8 protein-coding genes, 1 tRNA gene and 2 rRNA genes (1 of these 11 cut by a window edge) are annotated in these 16,312 nt (G+C 65.2%); 6 read left to right on the top strand and 5 right to left on the bottom strand.

From position 1 onward, the window contains the following. From ACZ1I2_RS23995 to ACZ1I2_RS23985, 3 genes are all read left to right on the top strand, one after another. Window positions 1-2,347: ribosomal RNA gene (locus ACZ1I2_RS23995) — 23S ribosomal RNA — on the top strand; it begins 449 nt to the left of the window's first position. Window positions 2,348-2,556: 209 nt separating this feature from the next. Beyond that, a 5S ribosomal RNA gene (gene rrf / locus ACZ1I2_RS23990) occupies window positions 2,557-2,671 on the top strand. 92 nt (window positions 2,672-2,763) lie between these two features. After that, a tRNA-Met gene (locus tag ACZ1I2_RS23985) sits at window positions 2,764-2,840 on the top strand. 96 nt (window positions 2,841-2,936) lie between these two features. Here the strand turns inward: ACZ1I2_RS23985 and ACZ1I2_RS23980 are convergent. Together ACZ1I2_RS23980 and ACZ1I2_RS23975 are read right to left on the bottom strand one after the other, a co-directional pair. Further along, the gene (locus ACZ1I2_RS23980) at window positions 2,937-4,295 is read right to left on the bottom strand and encodes a sigma-54-dependent transcriptional regulator (protein ID WP_465171700.1); all 1,359 of its coding nucleotides are present in this window, start codon (window positions 4,293-4,295) and stop codon (window positions 2,937-2,939) included. Continuing rightward, window positions 4,295-6,082, bottom strand: coding sequence for a sensor histidine kinase (locus ACZ1I2_RS23975; RefSeq protein WP_465171701.1), 1,788 nt, complete (start codon window positions 6,080-6,082; stop codon window positions 4,295-4,297). The genes ACZ1I2_RS23980 and ACZ1I2_RS23975 overlap by 1 nt, the downstream gene beginning before the upstream one ends. Window positions 6,083-6,302: 220 nt before the next feature. On the opposite strand from ACZ1I2_RS23975, the gene ACZ1I2_RS23970 reads away from it, so the two are divergent. Genes ACZ1I2_RS23970 through ACZ1I2_RS23960 form a run of 3 tightly spaced genes read left to right on the top strand, consistent with a single transcriptional unit; the run spans window position 6,303 to window position 11,713 of the window. Next, window positions 6,303-7,649 (top strand): dicarboxylate/amino acid:cation symporter, encoded by a 1,347-nt coding sequence (locus ACZ1I2_RS23970; protein ID WP_465171702.1) that lies wholly within the window; start codon window positions 6,303-6,305, stop codon window positions 7,647-7,649. Between the two features lie 18 nt (window positions 7,650-7,667). Beyond that, window positions 7,668-10,775 carry a TonB-dependent receptor domain-containing protein gene (locus tag ACZ1I2_RS23965; protein ID WP_465175566.1) on the top strand — a complete coding sequence of 1,036 codons (3,108 nt, stop codon included), beginning with the start codon at window positions 7,668-7,670 and terminating at the stop codon, window positions 10,773-10,775. 11 nt (window positions 10,776-10,786) lie between these two features. Further along, on the top strand, window positions 10,787-11,713 hold the full coding sequence (locus ACZ1I2_RS23960) for a PEP-CTERM sorting domain-containing protein (RefSeq protein WP_465175567.1): 927 nt from the start codon (window positions 10,787-10,789) through the stop codon (window positions 11,711-11,713). Between the two features lie 21 nt (window positions 11,714-11,734). Here the strand turns inward: ACZ1I2_RS23960 and ACZ1I2_RS23955 are convergent, their stop codons facing one another. Genes ACZ1I2_RS23955 through ACZ1I2_RS23945 form a run of 3 tightly spaced genes read right to left on the bottom strand, consistent with a single transcriptional unit; the run spans window position 11,735 to window position 16,302 of the window. Continuing rightward, window positions 11,735-12,955 carry a molybdopterin molybdotransferase MoeA gene (locus ACZ1I2_RS23955; protein ID WP_465175568.1) on the bottom strand — a complete coding sequence of 407 codons (1,221 nt, stop codon included), beginning with the start codon at window positions 12,953-12,955 and terminating at the stop codon, window positions 11,735-11,737. Next, window positions 12,948-13,727, bottom strand: coding sequence for a uroporphyrinogen-III C-methyltransferase (gene cobA / locus ACZ1I2_RS23950; protein WP_465175569.1), 780 nt, complete (start codon window positions 13,725-13,727; stop codon window positions 12,948-12,950). Before cobA ends, ACZ1I2_RS23955 begins: the two co-directional genes overlap by 8 nt. Further along, window positions 13,720-16,302 (bottom strand): molybdopterin-dependent oxidoreductase, encoded by a 2,583-nt coding sequence (locus tag ACZ1I2_RS23945; protein WP_465175570.1) that lies wholly within the window; start codon window positions 16,300-16,302, stop codon window positions 13,720-13,722. The genes cobA and ACZ1I2_RS23945 overlap by 8 nt, the downstream gene beginning before the upstream one ends. Window positions 16,303-16,312 lie beyond the last annotated feature (10 nt).

The following is a 16,312-nucleotide window of genomic DNA, read 5'->3' as shown; positions in this document are numbered from 1 at the left end:
ACCCTCTAAGCCTAAATACTCGTATGCGACCGATAGTGAACTAGTACCGTGAGGGAAAGGTGAAAAGCACCCCGATGAGGGGAGTGAAACAGTACCTGAAACGGATTGCCTACAAGCAGTAGGAGGGCTCATGTGGCCTGACTGCGTACCTTTTGTATAATGGGTCTGTGACTTAATGTATCAAGCAAGCTTAAGCCGTTAGGTGTAGGCGCAGCGAAAGCGAGTCTGAATAGGGCGACTAAGTTTGATGTATTAGACCCGAAACCCGGCGATCTAGGCATGACCAGGATGAAGGTGCGGTAACACGCACTGGAGGTCCGAACCGATTAACGTTGAAAAGTTACCGGATGAGTTGTGTTTAGGGGTGAAAGGCCAATCAAGCCGGGAAATAGCTGGTTCTCCGCGAAAACTATTTAGGTAGTGCCTCGGATGGACACCGCAGGGGGTAGAGCACTGGATGGGCTAGGGGGTCGCGAGATCTACCAAACCTAACCAAACTCCGAATACCTGCGAGTGATATCCGGGAGACAGACGGCGGGTGCTAAGGTCCGTCGTCAAAAGGGAAACAGCCCTGACCTACAGCTAAGGTCCCCAAGTCGTGTCTAAGTGGGAAAGCATGTGAAACTTCCAAAACAACCAGGAGGTTGGCTTAGAAGCAGCCATCCTTTAAAGAAAGCGTAACAGCTCACTGGTCTAAATAAGAGGTTTTGCGGCGAAGATGTAACGGGGCTCAAGACACGCACCGAAGCTTAGGGTGTGCAGCAATGCACGCGGTAGCGGAGCGTTCCGTACGCCAGTGAAGGGATCTGGTAATGGATCCTGGAGGTATCGGAAGTGCGAATGCAGACATGAGTAGCGATAAAGAGGGTGAGATGCCCTCTCGCCGAAAGACCAAGGGTTCCTGCGCAAGGCTAATCCGCGCAGGGTGAGCCGGCCCCTAAGACGAGCCCGAAGGGGGTAGTCGATGGGAACCACGTTAATATTCGTGGGCCTGGTGGTGTGTGACGGATCTCGTGAGTTGTTCGCCCTTATTGGATTGGGCGGGCTTCGAAGAGGTTCCAGGAAATAGCCCCACCGTATAGACCGTACCCGAAACCGACACAGGTGGTCAGGTAGAGTATACCAAGGCGCTTGAGAGAAGTGTCCTGAAGGAACTCGGCAAATTGCCTCCGTACCTTCGGAAGAAGGAGGCCCTCACTATGCGCAAGCACTTTGAGGGGGCACAGGCCAGGGGGTAGCGACTGTTTAGCAAAAACACAGGGCTCTGCTAAGTCGGCTTCAAGACGACGTATAGGGCCTGACGCCTGCCCGGTGCCTGAAGGTTAAGTGGAGTGGTGCAAGCTGCGAAATGAAGCCCAGGTAAACGGCGGCCGTAACTATAACGGTCCTAAGGTAGCGAAATTCCTTGTCGGGTAAGTTCCGACCTGCACGAATGGCGTAACGACTTCCCCACTGTCTCCAGGACATGCTCAGCGAAATTGAATTCTCCGTGAAGATGCGGAGTACCCGCGGTTAGACGGAAAGACCCCGTGCACCTTTACTGCAGCTTCAGAGTGGCATTAGGAAAGAACTGTGTAGCATAGGTGGGAGGCTTTGAAGCGACGGCGCCAGCTGTCGTGGAGCCATAGGTGAAATACCACCCTGTTGTTTTCTGATGTCTAACCTCGATCCATGAAACTGGATCAGGGACCCTCTGTGGCGGGTAGTTTGACTGGGGCGGTCGCCTCCTAAAGAGTAACGGAGGCGCGCGAAGGTTGGCTCAGGACGGTTGGAAACCGTCTGTTAGAGTGCAATGGCATAAGCCAGCCTGACTGCGAGACTGACAAGTCGAGCAGAGACGAAAGTCGGTCATAGTGATCCGGTGGTCCCTCGTGGAAGGGCCATCGCTCAACGGATAAAAGGTACGCCGGGGATAACAGGCTGATAACCCCCAAGAGCTCATATCGACGGGGTTGTTTGGCACCTCGATGTCGGCTCATCACATCCTGGGGCTGGAGCAGGTCCCAAGGGTTTGGCTGTTCGCCAATTAAAGTGGTACGTGAGCTGGGTTCAGAACGTCGCGAGACAGTTTGGTCCCTATCTGCCGTGGGCGTCGAAATTTGAGAGGAGTTGACCCTAGTACGAGAGGACCGGGTTGAACATACCTCTGGTGTACCTGTCGTTTCGCCAGAAGCGCAGCAGGGTAGCTATGTATGGACGGGATAACCGCTGAAAGCATCTAAGCGGGAAGCCTCCCTCGAGATAAGATTTCATAGAGCCGTCGGAGACCACGACGTTGATAGATCGGATGTAGAAGTGCGGTAACGCATGGAGCTAACCGATACTAATTGCTCTATTTGCGCTTGAGAGTCCCACCATCAACGACAATCCTGGGTTCAGATCCAGCACTGTCCGCGATCGTCGGATGATTGACAGCAACGCCTAATAAACAACTACACCTGAATTCAGGCTAAAGCGTGCATCGATTTTAAAGAACCGTTTTTCGAGATAGATCCTCTTTGGAGGATCTGCCCGCGGTCAGGAAACTGACCGCGAGCTGTCTCACCGGCCTCATTGCTTGGTGGCTATAGCGTCAGTGCCCCACCCGATCCCATCCCGAACTCGGCCGTGAAACCTGACTGCGCCGATGGTACTATTGCTCAAGCAATGGAAGAGTAGGTCGTCGCCAGGCATTGAAGCCGGTGAAACAATCCACGAAAAACAGTCCTTCCAAGGAACCCATTCACAGTCATCCACCCGCCAACCAGCGGGTGCGAACCTTGGCGCGGGGTGGAGCAGCCCGGTAGCTCGTCAGGCTCATAACCTGAAGGTCACAGGTTCAAATCCTGTCCCCGCAACCAACGGACAACACAGCCCGCAGGCACGCGCCTCGCGGGCTTTTTTGCGTCTCCAACGCACAACCGCCGATGCTCCTTCTCGACGTAAAAGCTCCTGGGTCAGCCCTTGCCGGCTCCACCGCGCGTCCGGAAATCCTCCACGCGAATGCCCAGCCGCGCGACCTTGTCGTAAAAGGTTTTCCGCGGAATCCCGAGCAGCGGGAGCGCCGCCGCCACACTGCCCCCCGTCGCCCGCAGTGCCTCCTCGATTGCCTGTGCCTCGAACTGATTGACTCGCGACGGCAGGCTCGGCCGGGGACCGGCCGGCACCGCCGCGGCTGGTTCGGCCAGGCCAAGGACCGCGCCGAACGCGAAGTTGCGCAACTCCCGGACATTGCCCGGCCAGTCATGTGACCGCAGATGACGGCGCATGGCGTCGGTTAGCAGGAATTCAGTAACGCCGGCCTGCTGCTTCGCCTCTTCGACGAAGCGCGCGAACAGGCTCGCAATATCCTCGGGGCGTTCGCGCAGCGGCGGCACGCGCAGCCGGACGAGGTTCAGCCGGTAATAAAGATCCGGCCGGAACCGCCCGTGCATCGCCGCATCGGCAAGGTCGGTCTTGGTCGTCGCGATGACGCGCAGATCGACGCTCCGCGGTCGAGTATCGCCGATGGGATGGACCTCGCGCTCCTCGAGCACCCGCAGCAGCCGGGACTGCAGCGGAAGCGCCATGCTGTCGATCTCGTCGAGCAGCAGGGTGCCGCCGCTCGATGCCTCGATCTGACCGACCCGGGCGAGCCTGGTGTGCGGCACGCTGTCCGCCGCATGGCCGAACAGCCCGACCTCGGCGAGCGCCTCGGGCAGCGCGCCGCAATTGACCGCGATGAACGGCCGGCTTCTGCGCGTGCCCATCCGGTGCAGCAACAGCGCAGCAAGTTCCTTGCCCGTCCCGGTTTCCCCCTCCACCAGCACGTCGATATCGGCGAGCGCGAGCTGCCGGATCGTGCTGCGCAGCTGCACCATCGCCGCGCTGTCGCCGATCAGCGGGCCCCCCTCGTCGACTTCGGCCGCCGCGCGCAGCCGGCGATTGTCGAGTACCAGCAACCTCTTCTCCAGCGCCTTGTTGGCGGCCGCAACGAGGTGATCGGTGGCAAAGGGCTTGGTCAGGAAATCGAACGCGCCGTCGCGCAGCGCCCCAACCGCCATGGCCACATCGGCATGGCCGGTGATCAGGATCACGGGGATGTCAGGGTCGATCGCGCGGACGCGCTCGAGCAACTGCAGTCCGTCGATCCCCGGCATGCGGATGTCGGAGATGATTGCGCCCGCAAAGTCGGGCCGGATCTCGGGCAGTGCCTCGGTCGCGCTGGCAAAGGGGCGCACGCTCAGGCCGGCCAGCTCGAGCGTCTGGATCGTGGCCTGGCGCAGCGGCGCGTCGTCCTCGACGAAGAAGATGCTCTGCTCGGTCGGGAACAGCATCAGGCGCGCTTCAGCCTGAGGATGAAGGCCGCCCCGTCGAGCGCGGAGCTGCCGATCTCCAGCTCGCCGCCGAATTCGCGGGCGATGTCGCGCGCGATGGCGAGGCCGAGGCCGAGCCCTTCCGGCTTGGCGGACACGAAGGGCGCAAAGAGCTGATCGGCGATGGTCGGGTCGACGCCCTGGCCATTATCGCCGACCGTCACGGTGACATCGCCGCCCGAGGCGGTCGCGCCGATCAGGATGCGGGGCGCGGCCACGCCGTCGACCGCGTCGAGCGCGTTCTGCAGCAGATTGACCAGGATCTGCTCGAGCCGGACCCGATCACCGGCGACGTGGGTGTCGCGCATCGCCGGCGGCAAGTCGGCCGTTACTACTTCGCGCGCGCGTTCGCCGAGGATCAGCAGCGCGCCGTCGATCACGGAGCCCAGCGCGATGGCCCCGCGCGCCGGGGTACGACGCCGGGCGAAGTTGCGCAGCTCGGCGGTGATCGATCCGATCCGCGCGGTCAGATCGATGATCTGGGCGAGGTTGCCGCGCACCGGATCGATCTGGTCGCGGTCGAGGAAAATGCCGGCATTCTCGGCAAAGGTGCGGATCGCGGCGACCGGCTGGTTGATCTCATGCGCGACGCCCGCCGTGATCTGCCCAAGCGAGCCGAGCCGGTTGGCCTGGGCCAGCTCCTCGCGTGCGGCGCGGAAGCGGCGCTCGGCCTCGACACGCTCGCGGGATTCGATGGTGAGCTGGCGGTTGGTCTCGCTCAGCTCGGCGGTGCGCCGCACGACTTCCTGTTCCAGCGCCGCCTGCGCCTCGCGTTGGAGCTGCCGTTTCTCGCGCGCACGCCACGCCAGCCCGGCGACCGCGCCGAGGACGACCAGGATACCGAGGCCCCAGAGCCGTACCCGCGTCGTCGCGGCGGCGAGCGGGGCGGCAAGCGGTTCGAGATGGACCAGCTGCGACCCCGCCAGCGGCACCGGAAAGGAGCCGGCACGATATCGCGCTTCGGTGCCGCTAAGCGTGGCTGTTGCCGCCGCGCCCGACAGGGTGATCGGCGCGGCCTGGGGCGGCCCGCTGCCGAACTGCAAGGTCGAGCGCGCCTGCGCCAGCGTCGCGGCATCGAGCGGATGCGTGGCGCGGAAACGCCAGCCGGGCACGCTGGTGATCAGGATCACGCCGTGCGCATCGGTGACGAAGCTCGGTCCCGGCGTGCGCGCCCAGGTCGCTTCGAGCCGGTCGAACTCGACCTTGACCACCACGACCCCCACTGCGCGCCCGCCGACTTCGAGCCGCCGGGCGAGGAACAGGCCCGGCCGCCCGCTGATCGTGCCGAGCGCGAACAGTTCCGAGGCGCCGCGCGCCATGGCTCCCCGAAAATAGGGGCGGAAGCTGTAATTCTGGCCGACAAAGCTGGTCGGCAACCGCCAGTTGCTCGCCGCGACGGTCAGGCCGCCCGCGTCGATGGCGTAGATCGCGGCGGCGTCGGTACGGCTGGCGAGCAGTTCGAGCGTGCGATTGAGCCGCTCGACCGCTGCCGGCGCATGAGTCTCCAGCGCCGTCGCGACATCGGGATATTCGACCAGCACCAGCGGCAGCAGCCGGAATTTCTGCAGCTCGCTGGCGAGCAACCCGGCATGGCTCCGCGCGGTCTGGCTGGTTGCGGCATCGGCGGCCGACTCCGCCTGGGCATTGGCCCAGCGCGCTCCGGCCCAGAGCAGCACGGCGCCGACGGCGATCAGGAGCAATGCTGCCGCGACGAGCCGAAGTCTGATAGCATTTGGTCGGTCGGCCATTATGAGCGACATACCACACAAATCTCCGCTGTCATGTGCGGAAATGCGCACAGTTTAAATCGACCAGCAGGCCATGCTCATCTAAATAATCTATATTTCTCAATCATATGTCCTCCCATTTCGAAACTCTCCCAAGCGGCGTTCTGGCGTCGTAGTTTCACACCCAGCCGCTCACCAGAAAGTGGCCGACAGCGCGGTTTCGCGCGCCGAGAGGGACTGAATGACGATCACCGTCGCCACTGCCACCGACCAACCCCGTGCGCGCGTCCCGCTTTGGCGGCACCTTTATGCGCAGGTATTGGTCGCCATCATTCTGGGCGTGACGCTCGGCCACTTCTGGCCGGTCTGGGGCGCAGCGATGAAACCCGTCGGCGACGGCTTCATCAACCTGGTCAAGATGGTCATCGCGCCGGTGATCTTCCTGTCGGTGGTCAGCGGCATCGCCAGCGTCCGGCAATTGTCGTCGGTCGGCCGGGTCGCGGCCAAGGCGTTCGGCTATTTCCTTGCCTTCTCGACGCTGGCGCTGATCCTCGGCCTGATCGTCGCCAATGTCGTGCAGCCGGGCGCCGGCATGAACGTCGATCCCGCCACGCTCGATCAGGGCGCGGTCGCCACCTATTCGCATAAGGCGCACGAGACCACGATCACCGGTTTCCTGTTGTCGATCATCCCGACGACGATGGTCTCGGCGCTGACCGATGGCTCGATCCTGCAGACGCTGTTCGTCGCGATCCTGTTCGGCATCGCCATGTCGCTGGTCGGCAAGCCCGCCGAGCCTGTCCTGGACCTGGTCGAGCGGCTGGCGCTGATCGTGTTCAAGCTGGTCGGCATATTGATGCGGGCGGCGCCGATCGGCGCGTTCGGGGCGATGGCCTTTACCATCGGCAAATATGGCGTGGGATCGCTGGTCAATCTCGGCGCGCTGGTCGCGACCTTCTATTTCACGTCCTTGTTCTTCGTGCTGGTGATCCTGGGCGCGGTCGCGCGGGCGCATGGCTTCTCGATCGTCCGGCTGATCGTCTATCTGCGCGCCGAGCTACTGCTGGTGCTCGGCACCTCCTCGTCCGAAGCGGCTTTGCCCAGCCTGATCGGCAAGATGGAAGCGGCCGGCTGCGACAAGACCGTCGTCGGGCTGGTCGTGCCGACCGGCTATTCGTTCAATCTCGATGGCACCAATATCTATATGACCCTGGCGGCGCTGTTCATCGCCCAGGCCTGCAATGTCGACCTGTCGCTGTGGCAGCAGATCAGCCTGTTGCTGGTGGCGATGCTGAGTTCGAAGGGCGCGGCCGGGGTTACCGGTGCCGGCTTCATCACGCTCGCATCGACCTTGTCGATCGTGCCCGACGTGCCCGTCGCCGGCATGGCGCTGATCCTCGGCGTCGACCGCTTCATGTCGGAATGCCGCAGCCTGACCAATTTCATCGGCAACGCCGTCGCGACCGTGGTGGTCGCGCGCTGGGAAGGCGCGCTCGATCGCACCCGTCTCGACGCGGCGATGGCCGGCCAACCACTACCGCTTGAATCAGTGATCGCACCGGACGTCGCAACGGCGCTGGCAGAATGACGAATGGGGAGAGAGAAGATGAACCTTGCAATCCGATCGGCGGCGCTGCTTGCCGGAACCGCCTTTGCCGCGCTCGTGACCGCCGGCGCCTGGGCGCAGGAAGCGCCGGCCGCGCCCGCCTCGCAGGATAGCGGCTCGCTCGCGCCGACGGAGGAGGATGCGGCCGAGGTGAAGGACATCGTCGTCGTCGGGTCGCAGATCAAGGGGTCGAGCGTCACCGCCGCGCTCCCCGTCACCGTGCTCGATTCGAAGCAGATCGACGCGACCGGCGCGCTGACCGGCGACGACCTGATCCGCGCCATCCCGCAAATGGGTGACGTCACTTTCAACCCCTCGAACAACCCACAGACCAGCAACGCGGCGCGCGGCGACGTCAATTCGATCAACCTGCGCAACCTCGGCGTCGGCAACACGCTGGTGCTGCTCAACGGCCGCCGCCTCGTCTCGCATCCGGTCAGCCAGGCGGGCGAGGGCAATGTCCCCGTGCTGGGCTTCAACTCCAACTCGCTGCCGGTCGCCGGCATCGAGCGGCTCGAAGTGCTGCGCGACGGCGCGGCCGCGATCTACGGCGCCGATGCCGTGGCCGGCGTGGTCAACACCGTGACCAAGAGCGATTACAAGGGCGTGTCGATCGACGGCCGCTTCGGCTTTGCCGAAGGCACGCATCGCAAGGAATATCAGATCACCGGTTTCGCCGGCACCGACTTTGCCGGGGGACGCGGCAATGTGTCGCTCTATCTCGATTATACCCGGCGCACCGCGCAGCTTTCGGGTGACGAAGCCTATACGGCGACCAACGATCTGCGTTCGCTGTTTCTCCAGGACCCCGACTTTTCCAGCAGCGCCAATCCCGACAGCCGCGCGACTCAGTCGCCCTGGGCAAATCTCGCCGTCGTCGGCGGTCCGGGCACGATCCGCCGCGGTACCACCGCCGTTACCAGCTCGACTGGTCTCTTCCACACCCAGTCGGCGCTCAACCCCGGCTGCGTCGTCACGATCAGCGCCGATACCTGCCTCGGCACCGGCACGCGTGCGACCGGCACGACCTTGCGCAACGAGCGCTTCGACAATGCCGCGGACACCACGGTCTCGCCGCGCATCAGCCGCTTCAACAGCTTTCTTAGCGCGCATTACGACGTCTCGGATGCCTTCACTTTCTATACCGAGATCGGCTATTACAAGGCGAAGAGCCACGCGGTTCAGCCGCCGACGATCAACCTGAACGCGATCGTGGTGCCGGCGACCAATTACTGGAATCCGTTCGGCCCGACCGTCTTCGCCAACGGTACGGTGAATCCAAACCGTATTTCGGGCCTCACCAACGTGCCCGCCGCCGGTCTGCCGGTGCGCCTGTCGACCTACCGCTTCGTCGATACCGGTCCGCAATATGTCGACGTGACCAACTCGCAGTCGCGCTTCCTCGGCGGCGCGAGGGGCAAGATCGGCAGCTTCGATTTCGACACGGCCTTCCTCTATTCCGAGGCGATCGCGACCGACCAGTCCGACGCCATCAACATGACCAAGCTGCAGCAGAGCCTCGCGCTGTCGACGCCCGACGCCTATAATCCGTTCAGCGGCGGCTGCTCGGCCAATCCGAGCATCGGCGATTGCTCGCCCTCGCCCCAGGCAGCGATCGACGCGATCACCTTCAAGCTGCGTCGGCACGACAAGACCACCCTGGCGCTGGGCGATTTCAAGGTGTCCAACGGCCATCTCTTCGCGCTTCCGGGTGGCGATGTCGGCATTGCGGCGGGCATCGAGGGTCGGCGGGAGACTCAGCGCGACGATCGCGATCCGAACCTCGACGGGCGGATCCAGTTCGTCGATGCGGTGACCGGGGAGACCTCGATCAGCAATGTCGCGGCGGTCAGCCCGACGCCGTCGACCCGGGGCGACCGCTTCGTCGCCTCGGCCTTCGGCGAACTCGCCGTGCCGCTGGTCTCGCCGGACATGAACATCCCGCTGGTCCACCGCCTCGATCTGCAGCTGGCTGGCCGTTACGAACATTACAGTGATTTCGGATCGGTCGCGAAGCCGAAGGTCGCCGCTGCCTGGGATCTGGTCGACGGCCTGCGCCTGCGCGGTTCCTGGTCGCAGGGCTTCCGCGCGCCGAACCTCGAACAGACCAAGACGGTGCAATATTCGCGGCTCAGCTCGAGCAGCGTGATCAACCAGGATTTCTATCGCTGCGAAGCGGACGTACGCAAAGCCGCCATCGCCAATTTCAACACCTGCACGCGCAACATCAGCTACACCATCCTGATCAGCGGCAACCCGGATCTGAAGCCGGAGGACAGCACCAACTGGACGGTCGGCGCGGTGATCGAGCCCAAGTTCATCCCGCGCCGTTTCGGCCGGCTGACCCTGACCGCCGATTTCTGGTCGATCCACCAGGTCGGCATCGTCGGCCAGTTCGGCGCGCAGAACGCGCTGGTGCTCGACTATCTCCTGCGCCTCCAGGGTTCGAGCAATCCCAACGTCATCCGCGCGGCGGTGACGCCGGACGACACCGCGGTGTTCGCCGGATCGAACCTGGCGCCGGCCGGGGCGATCCTGCAGATCAAGGACCAGTTCACCAACCTGCTGCCGCAGACGGTGCAGGGTGTCGACCTCGCGCTGCTCTATCGCCTGAACGATACCGGGATCGGCGATTTCGATCTCAACATCAACGCGGCGCGGCTGACCAAATATGCCCGTGAGAATCCGCCGATGGTGCAGACGCTGTTCGATGCGCGCTCGGCCGGCACGATCAACGCGGCGACGCCGCTCACTGACGGCAGCGACCTGATCGAGGTGCGCGGCAAGCCGAAATGGCGCGTCACCGGGTCACTCACCTGGACGCTCGGCCAGGTTCAGATCGGTGGCTTCGCCAACTTCGTCAGTGACGTCAACGACACCAATTTCCTCGATGCGTCGGGCAATCCCTATGTGATCCAGGGCCAGACGACGTTCAATCTCTACGCCCAATATCGCTTCAAGGGCGGGGCCCTGAACGACACGCGAATCCGCGTCGGCGCGCGCAACCTGTTCGACAAACAGCCCCCGATCACCGCCGATGGCTATTTCGGTTCGCTCTACAATCCCTATGGCCGTTACTGGTACGTATCGATCGGCAAGAAGTTTTGAGGAAGATGTGGATGAAGATGGGGAAGGTCGGGTTGCTGTTGGCGGCATCCTGCGCGGCGCTGTCGCCCGTGGCGGCGGTCGCGCAGGTGCAGGCGCCCGTCCCCCCGCCGGTGGTCGCCACGGTGGCGCCGCCGGCCCGGACGATCCTGTTCGTCGGCAACAGCTTCACGCAAGGAGCGCATTCGGCAGTGCGCCGCTACCGCCCCGATACGGTCACGGACCTCACCAATGACGGCACCGGCGGCGTGCCCGCGATCTTCAAGCTGATGACGCAGGAGGCGGGGCTCAACTACACCGTCAGCCTGGAGACTCAGGGCGGCAAGGGCCTGGATTTCCACTACGACACCAGGCGGGCGCTGCTCGATCGCCGATGGGACGTGGTCGTGTTGCAGGAATTCAGCACGCTCGACCGGGCGAAGCCAGGCGATCCCGGGCTGCTGGTGACCTATTCCCGGCTGCTTGCGGCGATGTTCCGCCAGCGCAATCCGGCGGTGCGGATCGAGTTCAGCTCGACCTGGTCGCGCGCCGACGAAACCTATCAGCCCAAGGGTCATTGGTTCGGCAAGCCGATCACCGCGATGGCGCTGGATTTGCGCGCCGGCGCCAATCTTGCGCTGGCCAATCGTTCGATCGACGGGATCATCCCGATCGGCGAGGCATGGAACCGCGCCTTTGCCGAAGGGGTGGCCGATCCCAATCCCTATGACGGGACCGAGTTCGGCAAGACCGATCTTTGGACCTATGACCAGTATCACGCGAGCACGGCCGGCTATTATCTCGAGGCGCTGATGATCTTCGGCAAGGTCACCGGGCTCGATCCGCGCTCGCTCGGCGCGACCGAGAAGGCGGCGGACGATCTGGGGCTGTCGCCGAAACTCGCGGCGGGGCTGCGCGATATCGCCTTCAGGCAGCTCGAGGCGGAGAAGACGCCGCGCTGACCAGGTCGGCGGGCACCCGTATCAGAAGTCGAGGATCATGGCGGACGCGCCGGCCGGCTCGGCCGGGGCGTCGCGCCCGCGCCGGATCAGCACATTGGCCGAAGCGAGACTGGCCTGTGACGAGGCCGACTGCCGGTCGAGTGCCCTGACGGCGCTTCCGTCCCAGTCACCGCAGAGGAAGCTCTCGCGATTCCCCGCTCCGGCCAGCGGCGCGCCAAGCGCTGCCGGTCGCCAGTCCAACGCCGCGGCCGTCGGCCTGCCACTGAGCAGGCACAGCAACGGCACAAGGAACAGGCGAGCGGTCACCAGTGCGGCGGTCGGATTGCCGGGTAGCCCCAGCACTTGCGTACTGCCTGCCCGGCCATACCAGACGGGTTTGCCCGGCTTGATCGCCACGCCGGCAAAGACCCGGTCGAGACCAAGCGCACCCAACGCTCCGAGCGAGAAATCGCGCTCGCCGACCGAGGCGCCACCCGTGACGATCAGCACATCCGCCTCCGCCATCGCGACCTGCGCCTGCGCTTCGATCATGTCGCGATCGTCGGGCACCAGCGCCATGCCCGAGATCGTCGCGCCCCATTCGGTTGCGAGCGACGCGATGGCGAGCGAGGTGCTGTCGGGGATCGACAACATGCCGCCGCTGGCCAAGCCCGGCAGCGACAGTTCGTCGCCGGTCGCAAGGATGAAGGCCCGGGGCTTTCGCCACACGGTCAGGGTCGCCGCATCCGCCGCTGCGGCGATCAGCATCGCCCGCGCATCGAGCCGCCGGCCAGGGGACAGCAGCAGCTCGCCTGCCGCGAAATCGGATCCGCGCGGCCGGACATGGCATCGGCTCTCGGCAGCGGGGACGGCGACCTCGTCGCCGTGCCGCACCGCCCGTTCCTGCACGATCACCCGGTCGGCGCCTTCCGGCATCGGCGCGCCGGTGAAGATACGGACTGCTTCGCCCGGACCGATCGCGGCGCGGAACGGGCGGGCAGGGAAGGAGTCGCCGACGATTTTCAGCCGCGCAGCCGGCGCCCCCTGAACCGCATAGCCGTCCATCGCCGCCAGGTCGGTCCGCGGAGAATCGAGCCGTGCCGCCACCGGCCTCGCCAGGATGCGGCCTGCGGCATTGGCCAGCGCCACCCGTTCCTGGCCGAGCGGTGTTGCCGCCGCCGCCATATGCGCGATCGCGGCGTCGAAGTCGAGCGTGGCCCGGCAGGCTGTGCTCGGGCGGAGAGCGAAAGCAAGGTCAGACATGCCGGCGCGCCGCGTCGAGGATCGCATCGAGGTCGGCCGCGCGGCGCGCGCGCATCGCTTCGCCGATCAGGATCAGCGCTGGCCCGCCCGTCGCGGTGCCGATCGCGATCGGCAACAGGTCGAGCCGCGTATGGACCAGCCGTTCCTCGGCGAGGCTTACATCCCTGGCGATCAGCACCGGTGTCGCGGCGGACAGGCCATGCGCGATCAGCTTGCGGCAGATTTCGGGTGCGGCGCTCCCGCCCATATAGAAGACCAGCGTGGCGCCGGGATCGGCCAGCGCGCTCCAGTCGAGATCGATCGCCTCGCCCGCCTGCGCCTGGGCGGTGACGAAGCGCACCTGCCGCGCCGATCCGCGCAGCGACAGCGACACCCCCGCGCTCGCGGCGGCGGCGCTGGCCGCAGTGATGCCGGGGCAGATGCGCGCGTGCACCCCCGCCAGCGCCAGCGCGTCCATCTCTTCCGCCGACCGCCCGAAGACCGACGGGTCGCCACCTTTCAGCCGCACGACGCGCTCGCCATCGAGCGCTGCCCTGACCAGCAGCCCGTTGATCGCCTCCTGGGTGCGCGAATGCCGCCGGGCGCGCTTGCCCACGGGCACGCGGCGCACATGCTCCGGGATCAGGTCGAGCACGCCCGGCCCGACCAGCGCATCATGGAATATCACCGAGGCAGCGGCGATCAGCCCCCCGGCCTTGCGCGTCAGCAGATCGGGGTCGCCGGGGCCGGCCCCGACCAGCCAGACTTCGCCGGGGGCGATGAGCTCAACCATAAGCGGCTTCCTTTTGCGGTGGGAGCAGGGCGGCGATGGCGGGGCGGCACGATCCGCAATTGGTGCCTGCGTTGATCGCCGCACCGACGGCCTCGACGCTGACCAGGCGTTGCCCGGCAATCGCGTCGAGGATGGTGTTGAGCCCGACATCGAAGCAGACGCAGATGATCCTGCCGCGATCGGGCGCCGGCGTGGCGGGGCGCCCCGCGAGCAGTTCGAACGGCGCGGCATCCGCCTGGCCGAGCTGCGCGATCAGCCAGTCGCGCGGCGGCAGTCCGCCACTACGCGAGATGAACAGGGCCGCCCGGAGCGCGCCATCGACCATCACCGCGGATCGGATCACACCGCGCTTGGTGTCGAGCATCTCGGCCCGCTCGCCCTCGGGCAACAGCGCGGTGAGCGCCGCGATATCGCCGTCGCCCGCCAGTTCGGTCAGCCAGCCGTTCGCGGTGCGGATCAGCGTCCAGTAAGCGCAATCGGGTTTGGCCGGGAGGTCGCGCGATAGCAGGAAACCGCTCCACCCCGGCTTGTACGGGGTGGCGGTCGCCGGCGTATTCTTGAAGCCGGGCTGGCCCGACACCGGATCGCGGTCGCGCCCCGGCAACAACCCCGCCCGGCCGCCGCCGCTGGTCTGGTCGGTCCAATGGATCGGCACGAACAACTCGCGCCGCCGCTGGTCGGGCGTGCTGGCGACGCGAAAGACGCTCGACCCTTGCGCCGTCTGCACCCGCGCCAGCCCGCCATCGACCAGGCCGAGCCGCTGGACGGTGTCGGGATGCACTTCGAGCAAAGGCTCGCGACGATGTTGCGACAGTTTCGGCGACAGGCCGGTGCGCGTCATGCTGTGCCATTGGTCGCGATAGCGCCCGGTGTTGAGCCGCAGCGGAAAGGCGCGGTTGCCATCGTCGCGCGGGGCGTGGCGGACCGGCACCAGCCGCGCCTTGCCGTCGGGCGTGGCATAATCCCGCGTCGCAAAGGGCGAGGCGCCGCCCCATTGAAACGGCGCCATCGCGTCATAATCCTGGTTCGACATCGCTGCCTTGTCCGAGATATCGAACACCCGCGCGCCGTCATTCTCGAACCCGGTCTGCGCGGCGAATTCGCGGAAGATGCTCGCCGCGTCGGGATAGTCGAACCCCGCAAAGCCCATGCGCCTCGCCACTTCGGCGATCGCCCACCAGTCTGGCTTCGCTTCGCCCGGTGACGTCATGAAGCCACGCTGGCGCGAGATGCGGCGTTCGGAATTGGTGACCGTGCCGTCCTTCTCGCCCCAGCCGGTCGCGGGCAGCTTCACCTGAGCGTAGAAACTCGTGTCGGTCGCCGCGATGCAATCGGAGACCACGACGAACGGGCAATTGGCCAGCGCCACCCGCGCCATACGCGCATCGGGCAGCGAGACGGCGGGGTTGGTCGCCATGATCCACACCGCCTTTATCCTGCCCTTGGCCATCGCGTCGAACATGTCGACGGCCTTCAGCCCGGGCCCGGGACAGATCGTCGGCGACTGCCAGAAGCGCTGCGCCCGGTCGCGCTCCGCATCGCTGAACCCCATATGCGCCGCCAGCATCGAGGCGAGCCCGCCGACTTCGCGCCCGCCCATCGCATTGGGCTGGCCGGTGATGCTGAACGGCCCCGCACCCGGCTTGCCGATGCGCCCGGTCGCGAGGTGCAGGTTGATGATCGCATTCGCCTTGTCGGTGCCGCTGGTCGACTGGTTCACCCCCTGGCTGAACAGGGTGACGGTGCGCGGATGCTCGGCGAACAGGTCGTAGAACGCCTGCAGGTCGGCGGGCGCGATATCGGAGGTCTTCGCCACATCGCCGGCAGGCAGGGTTTTCCAGAACCCCTCCGGCACCACGACATGCTCGGCAAGGTAGCGCCCGTCGAGCCGCCAGACCGACCGCATCTCGGCGAGCAGCCCGGCGAACAGCGCGACGTCGCTGTCGGGCGCGATGGCGAGGTGGAGATCGGCCCGCTCGGCGGTCTCGGTGCGGCGCGGGTCGATCACCACCAGCTTCGTGCCGCGCGTCGCTCGTGCAGCCTCGATGCGTTGCCAGACGATCGGGTGACACCAGGCGGTGTTCGATCCGACCAGCACGATCAGGTCGGCGGCGTCGAGATCGTCATAGCTGCACGGCACCACATCCTCGCCGAACGCCCGGACATGCGCCGCCACGGCGCTCGCCATGCACAACCGCGAATTGGTGTCGATATTGGCAGTGCCGATGAAGCCCTTCATCAGCTTGTTGGCGACGTAATAATCCTCGGTCAGCATCTGGCCCGAGGCGTAAAAGGCGACGCTGTCCGGGCCATATTGGGCGATCGTCGCGGCGAAACGGCTGGCGACGAGGTCCAGCGCTTCGTGCCAGCCGGCTTTTCGGCAGCCGATCATCGGGTGCAGCAAGCGCCCGTCCAGCCCGATCGTCTCGCCGAGATGCGTGCCCTTGGAGCAGAGTTTGCCGCGATTGGCGGGGTGGTCGGGGTCGCCTTTTATAGCCGCTATCCGGTCGCCTGTCAGAGTCGCGACCACACCACAGCCGACGCCGCAATAAGGACAGGTGGTTTTGACCATCATTCCCCTCCCT

It is taken from the genome of Sphingomonas sp. BL-S-29 (assembly GCF_055521495.1).
The sequence above is the reverse complement of the archived record's forward strand: the minus strand, read 5'-3'. Positions and strand labels throughout refer to the sequence as shown.

Excerpts from the sequence above, each read along its gene's own strand:
- ACZ1I2_RS23980 (WP_465171700.1), bottom strand. The coding sequence starts at position 4,295 with ATGCTGTTCCCGACCGAGCAGAGCATCTTCTTCGTCGAGGACGACGCG.
- ACZ1I2_RS23975 (WP_465171701.1), bottom strand. The coding sequence starts at position 6,082 with ATGGCCGACCGACCAAATGCTATCAGACTTCGGCTCGTCGCGGCAGCA.
- ACZ1I2_RS23970 (WP_465171702.1), top strand. The coding sequence starts at position 6,303 with ATGACGATCACCGTCGCCACTGCCACCGACCAACCCCGTGCGCGCGTC.
- ACZ1I2_RS23965 (WP_465175566.1), top strand. The coding sequence starts at position 7,668 with ATGAACCTTGCAATCCGATCGGCGGCGCTGCTTGCCGGAACCGCCTTT.
- ACZ1I2_RS23960 (WP_465175567.1), top strand. The coding sequence starts at position 10,787 with ATGAAGATGGGGAAGGTCGGGTTGCTGTTGGCGGCATCCTGCGCGGCG.
- ACZ1I2_RS23955 (WP_465175568.1), bottom strand. The coding sequence starts at position 12,955 with ATGTCTGACCTTGCTTTCGCTCTCCGCCCGAGCACAGCCTGCCGGGCC.
- cobA (WP_465175569.1), bottom strand. The coding sequence starts at position 13,727 with ATGGTTGAGCTCATCGCCCCCGGCGAAGTCTGGCTGGTCGGGGCCGGC.
- ACZ1I2_RS23945 (WP_465175570.1), bottom strand. The coding sequence starts at position 16,302 with ATGATGGTCAAAACCACCTGTCCTTATTGCGGCGTCGGCTGTGGTGTG.